Raw genomic sequence first — 16,168 nt, 5'->3', positions numbered from 1 at the left:
ATGTTTCAAAATGTAAAAAAACTTGCTCAATAAACTTTTAAACATCAGTTTTTAACCCTCAAATAATTGGCGATTAAAAAACCTGATTCATTACATTTTTCTAACTTTGCAAAGCAAAAATAACGCCAAAACTATTCATAACCAAATTCAGAATGAATTTACAGCAAAGAATTAATGCTTTTGTAAAATTAGGAGATTTTATACGTCAATTTTCTAACGATACAATCGAAAAACAAGATACTGTTGAATTGAACGACATGTTTTTCGACGGATTTAAACATCAATTAAAATTAGCCGAAGAACACAATGGTTGGTTTACGCCTGAAAACATCAGGTTTTCCTTAAAAGGCTGGAGCGATTCACTAACTCCTGCGAAACTAAATACCTGGCTTAAACCTTATAAAATAGAAAATGGTTCTCAAAAACAGGTAGCCATTATTATGGCGGGAAATATTCCGTTAGTAGGATTTCACGACTTTATTTCGGTTTTAATTACTGGTCATAAAGTATTAGTAAAGCAATCCAGCAACGACAAACACCTGCTTCCTTATTTGTCAAAATATTTAGAATTCGTTGAACCTGATTTCAAAGGTTTAATCTCTTTCACAGAAGAAAAGGTTGAAAATTTTGATGCGGTTATCGCTACCGGAAGCAATAATACAGCACGATACTTTGAATACTATTTTAAAGACAAACGGTCTATTATTCGCAACAATCGTAATTCTGTTGCTGTACTAACTGGAAATGAAACTGAGGAGGAACTTAAGAACTTAAGTGAAGACATTTTTAGATATTATGGATTAGGCTGCAGAAATGTATCAAAACTATTCATCCCAAAAGGTTATGATTTTGATGCCTTTTTTAATGCCATGTACAACTGGCATCCCATTATAGAAAAGGCAAAATACGCCAATAATTATGACTATAATAAAGCCGTGTATTTGATGAGTGAGTTTGATATGCTTGAAAATGGTTTTTTAATGATTAAAGAAGACCAAAGTTATGCTTCGCCCATTGCTACGGTCTTTTATGAATATTACGATAGCCTGGAACAATTGAAGGAAAAATTAGAAGCAGACGAAAAGCAAATTCAATGTATTGTTGCTAAAGGATTCAGTGAAAAAGAAATTGCTTTTGGAGCGACTCAAAAACCGGAACTTTGGGATTATGCGGATAGTGTCGATTCTGTTGAATTTTTATTATCAATTTAATGAAAAAATTATTGAATTTTCAGTAGTAAATCATCAATTAATTAGCAACTTTGTATCCTTAAAATCAACAACTCTACAACAGAAATGAAAAAACATAATTTTAGTGCTGGACCAAGCATTTTACCACAAGAAGTGTTGCAAAAGGCTGCCAAAGCCGTAATTGATTATAATAACGAAGGTTTATCTTTAATTGAAATGTCTCATAGAAGTAAAGCTTTTATTGACATTATGGAACACTCAAGAGCCTTAGTTTTAGAATTATTAGGCTTAGAAGGTAAAGGGTATCAAGTACTATTTTTACAAGGTGGTGCAAGTTTACAGTTTTTAATGACTGCAATGAATCTTTTAGAGAAAAAAGCGGGTTATGTAAATACTGGTGCTTGGAGTGAAAAAGCTATTAAAGAAGCTCAAAAAATTGGTGACATTATCGAAGTTGTATCTTCTAAAGATGCTAACTTTAACTATATTCCAAAAGGATACAACGTTCCTTCAGATTTAGATTATTTACACTTAACGTCTAACAATACCATTTTTGGTACACAAATTAAATCGTTCCCTACTACAAATGTGCCTTTAGTATGCGATATGAGTAGTGATATTTTCTCTCGTGTATTAGACTTTACACAATTCGATTTAATCTATGCCGGAGCTCAAAAAAATATGGGTCCTGCAGGAACAACTTTAGTCGTTGTTAAAGAAGATCTTTTAGGAAAAGTATCTCGTAATATTCCAGCTATTTTAGATTATCAAAAACACATTGGAGCTGATAGTATGCTTAACACCCCTCCTGTTTTTGCCGTTTATACATCTATGTTAACTTTAGAGTGGCTTAAAAATGAAGGTGGTATTGCTGCTATTGAAGAAGCTAACGAGAAGAAAGCTACATTAATGTATTCTGAAATAGATCTTAACCCTTTATTTAAAGGTTTCGCTGCTGTAGAAGATCGTTCGCCTATGAACGCTACTTTTAACCTGGTAAACGAAGATTTAAAAGAAACTTTCGATGCTATGCTTAAAGAAGCAGGTATTAGCGGCGTTAATGGTCACCGTAGTGTTGGTGGTTACAGAGCTTCTATGTACAACGCTTTACCTATCGAGAGTGTTCAGGCTCTTGTTGAAGTAATGAGTGAATTAGAAAACAAGGCTTAAATTTTAAATAAACACCGACTAACAATTAATAAACCGAACAATTAAGGTTTCCGATTGTAAGGAAACAAAAAATAAATAAAATGAAAGTATTAGCAAACGACGGTATTTCAAACAGTGGTATTGAAGCTCTTGAAAAAGGAGGTTTTGAAGTAATTACTACTACCGTAGCTCAAGAACAGTTAATAAACTATATTAACGAAAAAGAAATTAGTGTTTTATTAGTACGTAGTGCTACAACAGTACGCAAAGACCTTATTGATGCTTGTCCAAGTATTAAAATCATTGGTCGTGGCGGTGTTGGTATGGATAATATTGATGTAGAATACGCTAAAGGAAAAGGTATTTCTGTAATCAATACACCTGCGTCTTCATCTCACTCTGTAGCAGAATTAGTATTTGCACATTTCTATGGTTTAGCACGTTTCTTACACAACTCTAACAGAGAAATGCCTCTTGAAGGAGACACTAAGTTTAAAGCGCTAAAAAAAGCCTATGGTAAAGGTGTTGAGTTAAAAGGTAAAACTTTAGGTGTTTTAGGTTTTGGGCGTATTGGTCAGGCAACTGCAAAAGTAGCTTTAGGAGCAGGAATGAAAGTAATCGCTTTCGATCCGTTCCTGGAAAAAGCGAACTTAGAATTAGAGTTTTTCGACGGACAAAAAGTAAACTTCGAAATCAATACAATTTCTAAGGAAGACGTTTTAAAACAAGCCGATTTCATTACTTTACACGTACCTGCTCAAAAAGAATACGTTATTGGTGCTCCAGAATTCGAATTAATGAAAGATGGTGTATTTATTGCTAATGCTGCTCGTGGTGGTGTGGTTGATGAAATTGCTTTAGTAAACGCTATAGAATCTGGTAAAGTTGCTGGTGCTGCTTTAGACGTTTTTGAAAAAGAACCAACTCCGGAAATTCAGTTATTAATGAATGCTTCTTTGTCGTTAACTCCTCATACAGGTGCAGCGACTAGCGAAGCGCAAGATAGAATTGGAACTGAGTTAGCTGAGCAAATCATCAGCATTCTTGGTTAAAATTTAATGTGACCTTTAGGTTATATCTGAGTCCTATACATATGTATGGGACTTTTTTTTTGTACCTTCAAAAACCAAATAACTATTAATATTAAAATTAAAAACATGTCAGGTATTTTAGACTTACTAAACAGCGATATAGGTAAAACAATTATTAACGGTGTCTCAAACCAAACCAATCAGTCAGAAAGTAAAACACAAGACGTTTTAACTATGGCTCTACCGGTTTTAATGCAAGCTATGAAACGTAATGCTTCTACTCCACAGGGTGCAGAAGGTTTATTAGGTGCTTTAAGTAGTGGAAAACACGACGGTAGTATTTTAGATAATCTGGGCGATTTGTTTAAAGGTGGCGTAGACGACAATATCATTCAGGATGGAGGAAAAATTTTAAGCCACGTGTTAGGCAACAAGCAACAGACTGTGGAAAATGCATTAGGTGCTAAAGCCGGAATTGATGCAAGTTCGGTTGCACAAATATTAAAAGTAGCTGCTCCTATTTTAATGGGCATGTTAGGAAATCAAGCGAAACAACAAAACGTTAATAATTCAAGTGGTTTAGACAGCCTATTAGGCGGATTAATTGGAGGAAATTCTGCTGAAAGTGAGCAAAGTTTTCTAACGACTATTTTAGATGCCGATGGTGACGGAAGTGTGATTGACGATGTTGCTGGTATGATTTTAGGTGGTGACAAAAAGAAAGGTGGTCTTGGCGGCATGCTTGGCGGGCTTTTCGGAAAATAATAAATAGCCATTTCTCATTGAAAATAAAAAATGCCAGATAAAATATTCTGGCATTTTTTATTTTGTTAAAACCTGAAACTATAGCTATTTAAATTTTCAGTTTTTGTAATTTTAATGAAAGAATTCAGACTATTACACAAACGGTAACAATTAACATCTTATGAGAACACTGGTATACATACTGCTTACTTTTGGATTCATTATTGGATGTAATACTTCAAAACCTGCTGCGACTGCAAATACCAATGAACAATTGGATGCGACGAAACTCAGCGATACCGTTACCATAGCCAATGACGATTTAGAATATGAAATTATCATAATTGAACCTGGTTTTAATTTCTGGCTAGCCAGCAGAGCAAAACCGGAAGGCTTCTATTCTCAAGAATATTTAGAAAACAGAAATCGTATTTACGTTACCGAATGGAATAGCAGAGTCATACAACCTCAACGCTATAATCCCAATTTATACGAAATGCAAATCGACTACCAACCTCAAATCGATTACGGTTATGATGTAAATTACAAACTCTATAATTATTTCATCTATTTTCAATTAACCTACAAGCAACAATTAGCAGGTTTTGTTCCCAGAATTTAAGGACTTTAACTACATTTGTTGTACAAGACTTTTATGGTGCAAAAATTTAAAGAACGTTGGCAAATACAACATAACTGGCAGCTCCTCTTCCCTGTTTTAGGAGTTCTTATTCTGGCGTATTCGGCGTTTAAATTATCTTATATTTTCATTAAAGAATCTCATATTATCTTCAATATTTTATTGAGCGTGGTTATTTATTTTCTACTTATAAAGTTTGTGCTCTTTACATTTAAAAAACTGGAAAATAAATGGAAAGTAAATTACCGTTGGGAATTTATTCGAATTTATATTGTTTTTGCTGTTACGGGGTCGTCTTCCTTATATGTCAGCAAACCCTTAATGAAACTTATCGGGATTACTAAAGAAAATCTGGGCTCAGGTCTTTATTGGATACTTTATATCATCATCGGATTAATTTTTTATCAGATTTTATTAGTTTCTATCGGTTGGATTTTTGGTCAATTCGACTTTTTTTGGACCTTTGTAAAAAAATTATTGAAACGTATCGGGTTTAAGCGTTTTTTAAGCTAGTGGAACAAAAAGTTAGAGCAAATATTATTTTTAAAACCATGGCATTGCTTTTGGCTATTTCGCTATTGAAGCCTGCTGTATTTGAGTTCGCCCATCTTTTTGCACATCATGAACACGATATTTGTAAAGGTGAAAAAACAACCCACCTTCACAAACTGGATACCGATTGTGACTTTTACAAGTACAAAGTTCATCATCAATACACATTTAATCTTTTTGAGTACACTATTTTTACTCCAAAAGAACAATCACCAGAAATTGTTTCTCAATACCATTTTCTAAGTGATTACCAACGCTTACAAACCGCTTTACGTGGTCCTCCTGCCCTTATTTAATAATGAACCTAACACACTAACAAAGAAATTAGTGTCAACATATTATTAAATTACAAAAGCCTTAATTGGTTTTTAAAACATACTTTACATGCGATTATTATTAAATACATTGCTGCTTTTAGCAATGACTAATATTTATGCACAACATTCGTTAAAAGGTCTTGTTGTAGACAACAAAACAAACGAAAGTTTAGCATTTACAAACATATACCTATCAGACCTTGAAAAAGGAACAATTACAGACGAAAACGGACAATTTAGCTTAGAGAATTTACCATCAGGAAACTATAAAATGGTGGTTTCTATTTTAGGCTATGAGACCAAATCCTTAACTGTTAATATCCCAAATCTGCAATTCATTGAAATACGTTTGGAATATTCAGCTATTGAAATGGAAGATATTATTATTTCTACGCCATTTCATAAGTTACAAAGTGAAAACGTTATGAAAGTTGAACGTGCTTCTGTTGAAAATTTAAATGCCAACGGCGCTGTAAATTTAACAGAGGGCATCAGCAATATTGCCGGTGTGGAAAGTGTAACTACCGGATTAAGTATTGGTAAACCTGTAATTCGTGGTTTAAGTTCTAACCGCGTTTTAGTGTACACCCAAGGTGTTCGTCTGGAGAATCAGCAATTTGGTAGCGAGCACGGTCTTGGAGTTAGCAGTAACGGTGTGGAAAGTGTCGAGGTTATTAAAGGCCCGGCGTCCTTACTTTATGGTAGTGATGCGCTTGGTGGTGTTTTATATTTAAACCCGGAAAAATTTGCTCAAGACAATACATCAAGTGGAGATGTTAGTGGTAACTATTACAGCAACACACAAGGATTTAACACAAGTGCCGGATACAAATCATCTGAAAATAATTTTAAATTGTTATTTAGAGGAAGTCTTACTGAACATTCCGATTACGATACAGACGAATACCGTGTAACCAATACACGATTCAGAGAGCAGGATTTTAAAGCCGGAATTGGTTATCAGGTTAATACCTTTAAAACGGAATTCAGATACAATGTAAACAATTCTAAGCTAGGTATTCCTGAAGAAATAGGTGTACAATCTACTCTAAAAACACCAATGCTTGGATACCAAAATATAACGAATCATGTATTCAGTTCTAAATCTACCATCTTCTTTAACAACTCGAAGTTAGATATTAATTTAGGTTATATTTACAACGATAGAAAAGAATTTGAAGACGAGCACCATCATGATGAAGATGAGGAAGGACACGAAGAACATGAAGAAGAAGAACACCACGAAGATGAACATGACGAAGACCATGAAATTTTAGTGCCGTCGCTTCAAATGAAATTAAAAACGGCCAATTACGATGTAAAATACACCTTACCTCAATTAGGTAAGTTTGAAACCATCGTGGGTGTTCAAGGCATGAATCAGGTAAACACCAACTACGGTGAAGAACAACTAATTCCCGATGCAACAACCAACGATTTTGGTGTTATGGGAACCTCTCATATTCATTTTGAAGCTATCGATATTCAGCTTGGTGCACGTTACGATAACCGAAACATTAACGTTGTTTCCGGATTAAACCGGGATTTTAATAGTTTTAATGGTGCCTTAGGATTTAAAACTAACATCTTTAAAAACCTGACCGCACGCGTTAATTTCGCTTCTGGGTTTAGAGCGCCTAATTTAGCCGAATTAACTTCCGATGGTATTCACCATGGATCCAATCGTTACGAAGTTGGTAATGCAGATTTAAACAACGAGCAAAATTTTCAAACCGATATTGCTCTGGAATTTAAAAACGAACACGTTGAGTTTTTTGTCAACGGATTTTACAACAAGGTAAATGACTATATTTACTTATCGCCAAACGGAAATACAATAGACGACACCCCGGTTTACGATTATATTCAGAATGATGCCAAGCTATATGGTGGTGAAGTAGGTGTACATATTCACCCGCACCCTATACACTGGCTACACATCGAATCAAGCTTTGAAACAGTAACAGGAAAACAGGCTAATGATGAATATTTACCGTTAATTCCAGCGAACTCTTTAAGCAATGTTTTAAGAGTTGAGTTTGAAAAACCTTGGCTTAAAAATGGATATACCTTTGTGAAATTAGCAAGTACCTTTAATCAAAATAACGTAAGCACCTTTGAAACCTCAACCGATGGTTACAACTTACTTAGTGCAGGATTTGGCGGAAGTTTTAATTTATTTAAAAATGAAGCTACTTTAAGTATTTCTGGTACGAACCTGACGAATAAAACCTATATCAATCACCTGTCGCGTTTAAAACCAGACGGCATTTTTAATATGGGTAGAAACATTAATATTGGATTAAAATATCAATTATAACCTACAAAAAATCCCTTTCTGTTTAGAAAGGGATTTTTTTATTTTAAATCTTTAGGTTCCTTTTTCAGAACATAAGTATACAACCACATTAAAGTAAAAGTTGGAATTACATCTAAACCAGGGAGTGCTTCTTCCACAAAGGTTATAACCCCTGCCACTTTACCCGCTTTTCCTTTATACAACTTAGTCATTAACCAGCCAGAAAGTGGTGCCCAGACAATATCTGAAAACTCCCCTATTCCAGGAATTATAAATGACACATAACCAATGGCATCAAATAAAATGCCTAACAATAATTTTTTGTATTTACTCAATCTAAATATTTTATTGTTTTAACAATTTCCTCCGCAATTTTATTTTGTCCTTTTTCGGTTAACAACAAATTTTTGTCTTCTGGATTCATCATGTTCCCTAGTTCAATTAAAACTCCGGGACAATTAATATTTTTCAAAATTACAAAATTAGCATTTTTAATTTCATTCACCTTGAAATTGACTTCAAGGTTTGAAATCATCTTACTTGCTAAAGTATTCGATTGTTCTTGAAACTTTCCATCTCTGCTAACAAAAAAATTGAAACCATTAGTATTTGCATTATTAACCACGTGAGTGTGTAATGATATAACTAGCTCCGGACTTAAATTATTAATATAACTAACTCTATTTCCTAAACTAATGAAATCATCTGAAGTTCTTGTTATTAAAATTTCAAAATCAGATTCTTTATAAATCTTCTTTACCTTTTCAGCTATTTTTAAAACAATGTCTTTTTCTTTTATTTCATCTGAAATATTCCCAGGATCAACACCACCATGTCCAGCATCAATTACAATTACCTTTTTTAAATTTCCGATAAAGAAAGGGGTTTTAGTAGACTCTGAATAATCTCGATAAAAACCTATTCTCTTATTCTGGTTAACAGAATTTAATTGATTTATAGCATAACTTCCTTTAAATCCATCACTACAATCTACAGAATAATTTATAGATTCTAATTTATCCTTATCGTCAAATTTAACTTCTTTATAAGTAAGAGTGATTCCCTGTTCTTTTAATCTATTTTTGATGAAAACCAAATTTTCAAACGTTTGTTCACTCGTAAAAACAACTTGAATTCTTCCATTCCAATCTCTAGGGTTATTATTTTCAATTTCGGAATAAGAAAAAGTTTTGTCCTTTTTTGAACCTTGTGCTTTAATTTCAGATTTAAAAGAAATTAAGCTAACTCCAACAATTAGACATAAAGTGGTTAAAATAGATACTTTTTTCATTGTATTTGTTTTTAAATTAAATAAATCTTGTACATACCATAAAATGGATGAATTATTCAATTTTAAACTTTTGCTTTCTTTTAAAGTTTCAGTTAAACTTACTTTATCTCCAAAGAAATCAAATCCTAAAGCTTCTGAAATAACTTTAATTGTATAGGCTCTTGGCTGCACTTTCCCCGACTCGATTCGCTGAATAGTTCGAGCAGATATATTGCACTTCTCTGCAAGCTCTTCCTGAGTTAGCCCCTTGGCATTTCTAATTTCAATTAATTGAGTTCCGAAGTCTAAAGTTTTCATTAAAATTGAATTTTTAACAAGAATAAATTCATTTTAAAAACATTCAAAAAAAATCATCAGGTCTTTCACACGACATTAAAACGACATTCGTTTTAAATCAAATGAAAATGAATAAACTACTTCCCTATCAGCTTTAAAAATTCGTTTCGCGTTTCTATTTTTTCAAACTGCCCACGAAACCCTGAAGTTGTTGTTAATGAATTTTGTTTTTGCACACCGCGCATCATCATACACATATGCGACGCTTCAATAACCACAGCAACACCTTGCGGTTTTAAAGTATCGTTAATGCAATCTAAAATCTGTTCGGTTAGGCGTTCCTGCACCTGTAATCGTCTGGCAAAAACATCGACCACTCGAGGTAATTTGCTTAGTCCAACAATATGTCCGTTTGGAATATAGGCAATATGCGCTTTACCGAAAAAAGGTAATATATGATGCTCACAAAGTGAATACAACTCAATATCTTTAACAATAACCATCTCGTTATAACTCTCTTCAAACATGGCGCCTTTAAGAATCTCCACCGGATCCTGATGATACCCTTGAGTTAAAAACTGCATCGCTTTTGCCGCGCGTTCAGGTGTTTTAAGCAATCCATCACGATTTGTATCTTCTCCTAAATCGCTAATAATTTTATTGTAATTATCTTTAATTCCTTCGGTTGCTTCGTCGTTATATTCTTCGAATGATTTGTAATGCATTTCAATTTTTTTAGAAGAATAAAGATATAGCTTAAATCGCATTTGGCAATAAAAAACAATTCTTAATTGTACAGAACGGCTTAAAGTAGTAAATTCACGGCTCCTATTTCAAACACATGATTCAAGCAAAAAACATACATAAATTCTATAACGATTTAGAAGTTTTAAAAGGTGTTGACCTACATATTAAAAAAGGCGAGGTGGTTTCTATTGTTGGTGCATCTGGCGCAGGGAAGACCACACTTTTACAAATATTAAGCACTTTAGACAAAGCTTCATCAAAAGAAGATTATCAATTAACTATTAACGGTATTGATATTGGCAATCTTAAAGATAAAGCCTTGGCTAAATTTAGAAACGAACACATTGGGTTTATTTTTCAGTTTCACCAATTACTTCCTGAATTTACAGCTTTAGAAAATGTTTGTTTACCAGCATTTATAAAAGGAACAAAAAAAGCAGATGCCGAAAAACGCGCTAAAGAATTACTGGACTTTTTGGGTTTATCGCATCGTTACGACCACAAGCCAAATGAACTTTCCGGAGGAGAACAACAACGTGTAGCAGTAGCTCGTGCTTTAATTAATAATCCGGACTTAATTTTTGCCGATGAACCTTCGGGAAATTTAGACAGCGAAACTGCCGAGAATCTTCATAGTCTGTTTTTTAAATTGCGTGATGAATTCGGTCAAACCTTTGTGATTGTAACACACAACGAAGAATTAGCCAATCTGGCAGACAGAAAACTGGTTATGGTTGATGGAAATATTACAAATCAGTAAACTCTGAAAATAGAACATATAAAAAGGGCCTATTAAATTTTCTATAAGCCCTTTTCTTAAAATAACTTAAAAATTAATTTAATACCCGAAAGGGATATTTTTACCTAAAATAGTCACCATTTTAGTATTGTAATTCAATTTGATGTCTTCAATATCTGCTACATCAATATCTAAAATTCCTGCTTCAATACTTCGTGGTAATAATACAAAATGCAGTGATTCTTCAACAGTTAAAGTATAATCCACACCTTTAGAACTGGTACCGTTTTGAATACCATCTAATAAATATTCATCATCCCAAATATTTAAAGGCGTATCACTACCAGCAATCCATGTTCTAGTTGAATCTTCTGAATACTCAATTGTAGCTCCGGAAGTTGTTGTAATTTTTCCTCCGGTAATCTTTACACTATACTCTAAATTACCATCTGTATTTTGTCCTAAATTTTCAACAATGTGTGTTCCTTCAACTTTATAATCTTCATGATAATAATTGGTAAATGTAGAAGTATGAACACTGCCCTCTACGCCATACCAATTGGTTGAAACAATTGTTACAATGCCTTTGCGAGTTATATCGTCTTTACATAATACACCTGTACCATAATCAATAGTAATGGTTTTTGGAAAAGTTGTTAAATCCAAAGGATCAATAGTAATAACGGGACCCTCTGCTTTTGTAGCGGTTAATTTTGCTGTAGAAGCAGTGCCTTCTGAGCTTAAAACAGCATCTCCACTGTTATTTCCAACATCCTGAAACACTTTATTCACCGTTGAATATTCGGTTAAAGCATCTATAGCTGTTGCGGTGTCAATAGTATTCTTAACAGTTTCTCCATCACAACTAACTAATAAAATGGCCAAAATTGGGGCAATAATTTTTTTCATAATACAATGTTTTGATGGACTAATTAACGTTATAAATTTCATTTTTAATATAAAAACATGTCACAATATTACATTTTAAAGTGTTTTTGTGCATTTTACCGATATTTTATAGCAATTTATCTTATAAAGGCCATAGCTTTTAACATATTTATAATAACCTTATTTTGTATTTATTGGTATTTTTGAATTCATGTAAAAACAATTAATCTGAAATTTTAAATATTGAGCCCTTCAGAACTTAAAGAATTTCTCGATGCCAAGGTTGAAGAATACAACAGCCCTAAATTTATTGAGAGCGACCCCATACAAATCCCACATTTATTTACTCAAAAGGAAGATATTGAAATTGCAGCTTTCCTAACCTCAACTATTGCCTGGGGAAACCGAAAAAGCATCATCAATAACGCCAATAAATTGATGGATATGATGGGCCATACACCCTACGACTTTGTTATAAACCATTCTGAAACCGATTTAGAGCAACTACAACCTTTTGTACACCGCACCTTTAACGGCGAAGACGCCATTCAGTTTATCAAGTGTTTAAAACATATTTACACCAAACACAACGGACTTGAAACACTGTTTGCTTTACACGCCGAACCATATTCAGTTCAGAAATCCATCTCGGAATTTAAAAGAACATTTTTTGAAATAGACCATTTACAACGTACACAAAAACACGTAAGTGACCCACTAAAAAATTCGGCCGCAAAGCGAATAAATATGTATCTAAGATGGATGGTTAGACCAAATAACACCGGTGTAGACTTGGGTATCTGGAAAAGCATTACACCCGCTCAATTATCTTGCCCATTAGATGTTCATTCCGGAAATGTCGCTCGAAAATTGGGTTTACTAACTCGAAAGCAAAACGATGCTAAAGCCCTTCTGGAATTAGATACAGCGCTTAGAACTTTAGATCCTAAAGATCCAGTAAAATACGATTTTGCCTTATTCGGCTTAGGAGTCTTTGAAGGCTTTTAAAAATAATCAATCATAATAAAAACTAAAATCTATGACAAAACTCTTTACCCTGATTCTTTCGGTTTCTATAGTTACTGTTTTTGCTCAAAACAGAAAAATACCCACAGATACTACCGTTGTAACAACTGATACAGCTACCATTAACGGAAAAAGTTTCCAATACACAGCAACTACTGGAACACAACCCGTTTGGAACAACGATGACGAACCAATTGCTACTTTATTTTACACGTATTATGAACGTAATGACGTAAAAGACAGAGCCAACAGACCATTAGTCATTTCATTTAACGGTGGACCTGGATCAGCTTCGGTTTGGATGCACATTGCTTACACCGGACCTAAGGTTTTGAATCTTGATGAGGAAGGCTATCCGGTTCAACCTTATGGTATAAAAAACAACCCACACTCTATTCTTGATGTGGCTGATATTGTATATGTAAACCCTGTAAACACAGGCTATTCGAGGATGATTAAAAATAAAGAAGGAAAACTACCAAACAGAGAAACCTTCTTCGGAATTAATGCAGACATAAAATATCTTGCAGAATGGATTAACACCTTCGTCACTCGTAAAAACCGTTGGGAATCTCCTAAATATCTTATAGGTGAAAGCTATGGTGGTACCCGCGTCATGGGATTAGCCAATGCTTTACAAAACAGCCAGTGGATGTACTTAAACGGTGTTATTATGGTTTCGCCTGCCGATTACAAACAATACAACACCGGACAACCAGAATACTCTGCTTTAAATTTACCTTATTATGCTGCAACCGCATGGTATCATGACAAACTACCTTCAGATTTACAACAAAAAGATTTATCTGACGTTTTACCAGAGGTTGAAAATTTTGCAATCAACAAGTTAATGCCTGCCATTGCTAAAGGTGGATTTATTTCAGAAACTGAAAAAAATAATATTGCCGAACAATACGCAAAATACTCAGGATTAAGCAAAACAGCCATCCTTCAGAATAACTTAGATGTACCTACGAACTTCTTTTGGAAAGACTTACTTCGTGATGAAAGCGGACATATTATTGGTCGTTTAGATTCCAGATACCTTGGTTTAGACAAAAAAGACATTGGTGTTAAGCCAGATTATAGCCCGGAATTAACGACATGGAACCATGCCTTTACTCCTGCTATTAACTATTACATAAGAGAACATCTTAAATTTAAAACCGACATTAAATACAATATGTTTGGAGATGTACATCCTTGGGATGATAGTAACGATAATACTCGCGACGGCTTAAGACAAGCCATGGCGCAAAATCCATATTTAAAGGTGTTGGTACAATCGGGATATTATGACGGAGCTACAACATATTTTGGGGCAAAATATACGATGTGGCAAATCGACCCAAGTGGAAAAATGAAAGACCGTTTTGCTTTTAAAGGTTACCGAAGTGGCCATATGATGTACATCAGAAATGAAGATTTAAAAACTGCAAACGACGATTTACGCGAATTTATCAGCAACTCCCTATCTAACGGAAAAGCTGCCAAATATGAGATAGATTAGTTTCTTAAAAAGTTAGAAAACAATTTAAAAGCGATTGATAAGGTTTAAATTATCAATCGCTTTTTTATTTTAAATCAACTATAAATCATCACCTTACACAACTCTATATAGAATCATTTTAAATATTGAAGTTTACTTTACATTGGTAACGTTGCTATAACCAAATCTTCATTTAAAGCCAATGTACAATTAACATATTCAGAGGTTTATCCATCTAATTTTACGTTGTTAATTAATCAAACATTAAACCAATGAAAAAATTAGTACTTGCATCGGTTGTAGCAACTTCTCTGTTTAGTTGCAACAACGATTTAACAACTCAGGAAGAAGCTTTAACTACAGCCAATGCATCAATGTCTCTAAAAGGAAACAAGGTAGCATTACAAGCGCACTCAGTAACACCTAACTTTTTAAAGCTAAAACCAGGATTTAAAAATCTTTCTGTTTATCCAATTTTATCTTCAGAAGACGTTTTAGTTGAATCTCCAAATTTCGTTTACGGAAGTATGGCCGATGGTGCTGCTTTGATGAAAAATGAAGACGGTACATTCACACTTATTAATAATATAGAAGCCGATTATTCTATTGCAAGAATTACTTTAGACGAAACGTTTAAGCCAGTTCATGGAGAATATATTCTAAATGCCGCAGCTACCGCTAATACTGCACAATGCTCAGGTTCTTTAATAACGCCTGAAGAACACGGATTTGGTCCTTTATACCTTTCTGGAGGAGAATGGGGAGGCGCTTCAAAAGGGGTGTTTGCTACAGATCCTTTTAAAGATGCCAACGAAGCATCGGTTGCTAATTTATTACCAGCTTTAGGACAATGGTCTACCGAAAATGCTGTAGCCATGCATAAAAATGCATTTCCTGGAAAAACTGTTGTTTTAATTGGAGATGACACAAGTGATAACAACATCCCTTCTGGACAATTAGCCATGTATGTTGGTGATCACGCCGATTTAGAAAACGGAAACCTTTATGGATTAAAAGTGCTTACTGAAGGTGTCAACTTTGAAATGGATATGAAAGAAGGTGTATCTTACGATATTACTTTCGAAGAATACAGCGAAAGAACTTTAGACGAGTTAGAAACTGAATCAAGAGCTAAAGGTATTATGGGCTTTTCGAGAGTTGAAGATATTGACTGGAGAAAAGGTTCATCTGAAAATAACAGAGAATTTTTCTTTGCTGTTACTGGTAGAAAAAAAGATGCTTTACTAAACAAAGGTTCATTCTACGGAAGAATTTACCACGTTATTTTAGATGAAAACAATCCGTTATCTGGAACTATTACTTGTGTTTTAGACGGTGATATTTTAGACGGAAAAGCTAAAGAATTCCATAGTCCAGACAACTTAGTTGTTACTGAAAACTACGTTTACATTCAGGAAGATCCAAACGGATATCCTGACACTCCAGAAAAAAGTCATTTTGCTCAATTATACGAGTATAATATTGTTTCTAAAAACCTAAAAACCGTTTTAGAATGTGATCAGGAATTAGCTGCTGGTGCTGGTTACGGTTCTACAAGTAACGACTGGGAAATTACAGGTATGATTGATATTTCTGAGACTGTTGGTGTAGATAGAACATTTTTATTAATCACGCAAAACCATGGTTGGACAGATGCTAACTTTACAGATCCTTTAGCAAATCCAAATCCTGCTTCAAACGAAGGTAGTATGCTTTACGTAATTCAAGGCTTAAAGAGATAATATCCTATGAAATGAGCCATAACAATTAAGTTGATACCAACCGAAATG

16 protein-coding genes are annotated in these 16,168 nt (G+C 34.0%); 12 read left to right on the top strand and 4 right to left on the bottom strand.

Going from position 1 to position 16,168, the window contains the following annotated elements; translation table 11 throughout:
- Positions 1-152: 152 nt before the first annotated feature.
- The 8 genes from NO995_RS15765 to NO995_RS15730 all read left to right on the top strand — a co-directional run bounded on the left by NO995_RS15765 (position 153) and on the right by NO995_RS15730 (position 7,943).
- A complete protein-coding gene (locus NO995_RS15765; protein ID WP_258228338.1) occupies positions 153-1,211 on the top strand; it encodes an acyl-CoA reductase in 1,059 nt (352 codons plus the stop codon).
- Between the two features lie 84 nt (positions 1,212-1,295).
- Positions 1,296-2,360 (top strand): 3-phosphoserine/phosphohydroxythreonine transaminase, encoded by a 1,065-nt coding sequence (serC, locus tag NO995_RS15760; protein WP_240573353.1) that lies wholly within the window; start codon positions 1,296-1,298, stop codon positions 2,358-2,360.
- Between the two features lie 80 nt (positions 2,361-2,440).
- Positions 2,441-3,391: a D-2-hydroxyacid dehydrogenase gene (locus tag NO995_RS15755; protein WP_258228337.1), complete on the top strand. Its 951-nt coding sequence runs from the start codon at positions 2,441-2,443 to the stop codon at positions 3,389-3,391.
- 105 nt (positions 3,392-3,496) lie between these two features.
- Positions 3,497-4,135 (top strand): DUF937 domain-containing protein, encoded by a 639-nt coding sequence (locus NO995_RS15750; RefSeq protein WP_258228336.1) that lies wholly within the window; start codon positions 3,497-3,499, stop codon positions 4,133-4,135.
- Between the two features lie 160 nt (positions 4,136-4,295).
- Positions 4,296-4,736, top strand: a complete 441-nt coding sequence (locus NO995_RS15745) for a DUF6146 family protein (protein ID WP_258228335.1) — start codon at positions 4,296-4,298, stop codon at positions 4,734-4,736.
- Positions 4,737-4,769: 33 nt separating this feature from the next.
- Positions 4,770-5,267 (top strand): DUF6787 family protein, encoded by a 498-nt coding sequence (locus NO995_RS15740; RefSeq protein ID WP_258228334.1) that lies wholly within the window; start codon positions 4,770-4,772, stop codon positions 5,265-5,267.
- Positions 5,268-5,305: 38 nt separating this feature from the next.
- Positions 5,306-5,602, top strand: a complete 297-nt coding sequence (locus NO995_RS15735; protein WP_258228333.1) for a hypothetical protein — start codon at positions 5,306-5,308, stop codon at positions 5,600-5,602.
- 88 nt (positions 5,603-5,690) lie between these two features.
- On the top strand, positions 5,691-7,943 hold the full coding sequence (locus NO995_RS15730) for a TonB-dependent receptor (protein ID WP_258228332.1): 2,253 nt from the start codon (positions 5,691-5,693) through the stop codon (positions 7,941-7,943).
- A 38-nt stretch (positions 7,944-7,981) separates the two neighbouring features.
- Here the strand turns inward: NO995_RS15730 and NO995_RS15725 are convergent, their stop codons facing one another.
- The 3 genes from NO995_RS15725 to folE form a co-directional block, all read right to left on the bottom strand.
- Positions 7,982-8,257, bottom strand: coding sequence for a hypothetical protein (locus tag NO995_RS15725; protein ID WP_375141565.1), 276 nt, complete (start codon positions 8,255-8,257; stop codon positions 7,982-7,984).
- Positions 8,254-9,510: an N-acetylmuramoyl-L-alanine amidase gene (locus tag NO995_RS15720; RefSeq protein ID WP_258228331.1), complete on the bottom strand. Its 1,257-nt coding sequence runs from the start codon at positions 9,508-9,510 to the stop codon at positions 8,254-8,256. Before NO995_RS15720 ends, NO995_RS15725 begins: the two co-directional genes overlap by 4 nt.
- Positions 9,511-9,626: 116 nt before the next feature.
- Entirely contained in the window at positions 9,627-10,214 is a 588-nt protein-coding gene (folE, locus tag NO995_RS15715) for a GTP cyclohydrolase I FolE (protein ID WP_258228330.1), read from the bottom strand.
- A gap of 116 nt (positions 10,215-10,330) precedes the next feature.
- Between folE and NO995_RS15710 the strand changes: the two genes are divergently transcribed.
- A complete protein-coding gene (locus NO995_RS15710; RefSeq protein WP_258228329.1) occupies positions 10,331-10,996 on the top strand; it encodes an ABC transporter ATP-binding protein in 666 nt (221 codons plus the stop codon).
- Positions 10,997-11,074: 78 nt separating this feature from the next.
- Here NO995_RS15710 and NO995_RS15705 read toward each other — a convergent pair whose 3' ends face one another.
- Positions 11,075-11,884: a hypothetical protein gene (locus NO995_RS15705; protein ID WP_258228328.1), complete on the bottom strand. Its 810-nt coding sequence runs from the start codon at positions 11,882-11,884 to the stop codon at positions 11,075-11,077.
- Between the two features lie 222 nt (positions 11,885-12,106).
- Between NO995_RS15705 and NO995_RS15700 the strand changes: the two genes are divergently transcribed.
- From NO995_RS15700 to NO995_RS15690, 3 genes are all read left to right on the top strand, one after another.
- Positions 12,107-12,871 carry a TIGR02757 family protein gene (locus NO995_RS15700; protein ID WP_240573364.1) on the top strand — a complete coding sequence of 255 codons (765 nt, stop codon included), beginning with the start codon at positions 12,107-12,109 and terminating at the stop codon, positions 12,869-12,871.
- A 31-nt stretch (positions 12,872-12,902) separates the two neighbouring features.
- Positions 12,903-14,399, top strand: a complete 1,497-nt coding sequence (locus NO995_RS15695; RefSeq protein ID WP_258228327.1) for a S10 family peptidase — start codon at positions 12,903-12,905, stop codon at positions 14,397-14,399.
- A 251-nt stretch (positions 14,400-14,650) separates the two neighbouring features.
- Positions 14,651-16,120 carry a PhoX family protein gene (locus tag NO995_RS15690; RefSeq protein ID WP_258228326.1) on the top strand — a complete coding sequence of 490 codons (1,470 nt, stop codon included), beginning with the start codon at positions 14,651-14,653 and terminating at the stop codon, positions 16,118-16,120.
- Positions 16,121-16,168: the final 48 nt, after the last annotated feature.

The sequence above is a fragment of the Aestuariibaculum sp. M13 genome (assembly GCF_024723255.1).
GTDB classification, from domain to species: Bacteria; Bacteroidota; Bacteroidia; order Flavobacteriales; family Flavobacteriaceae; genus Aestuariibaculum; species Aestuariibaculum lutulentum.
The sequence above is the reverse complement of the archived record's forward strand: the minus strand, read 5'-3'. Positions and strand labels throughout refer to the sequence as shown.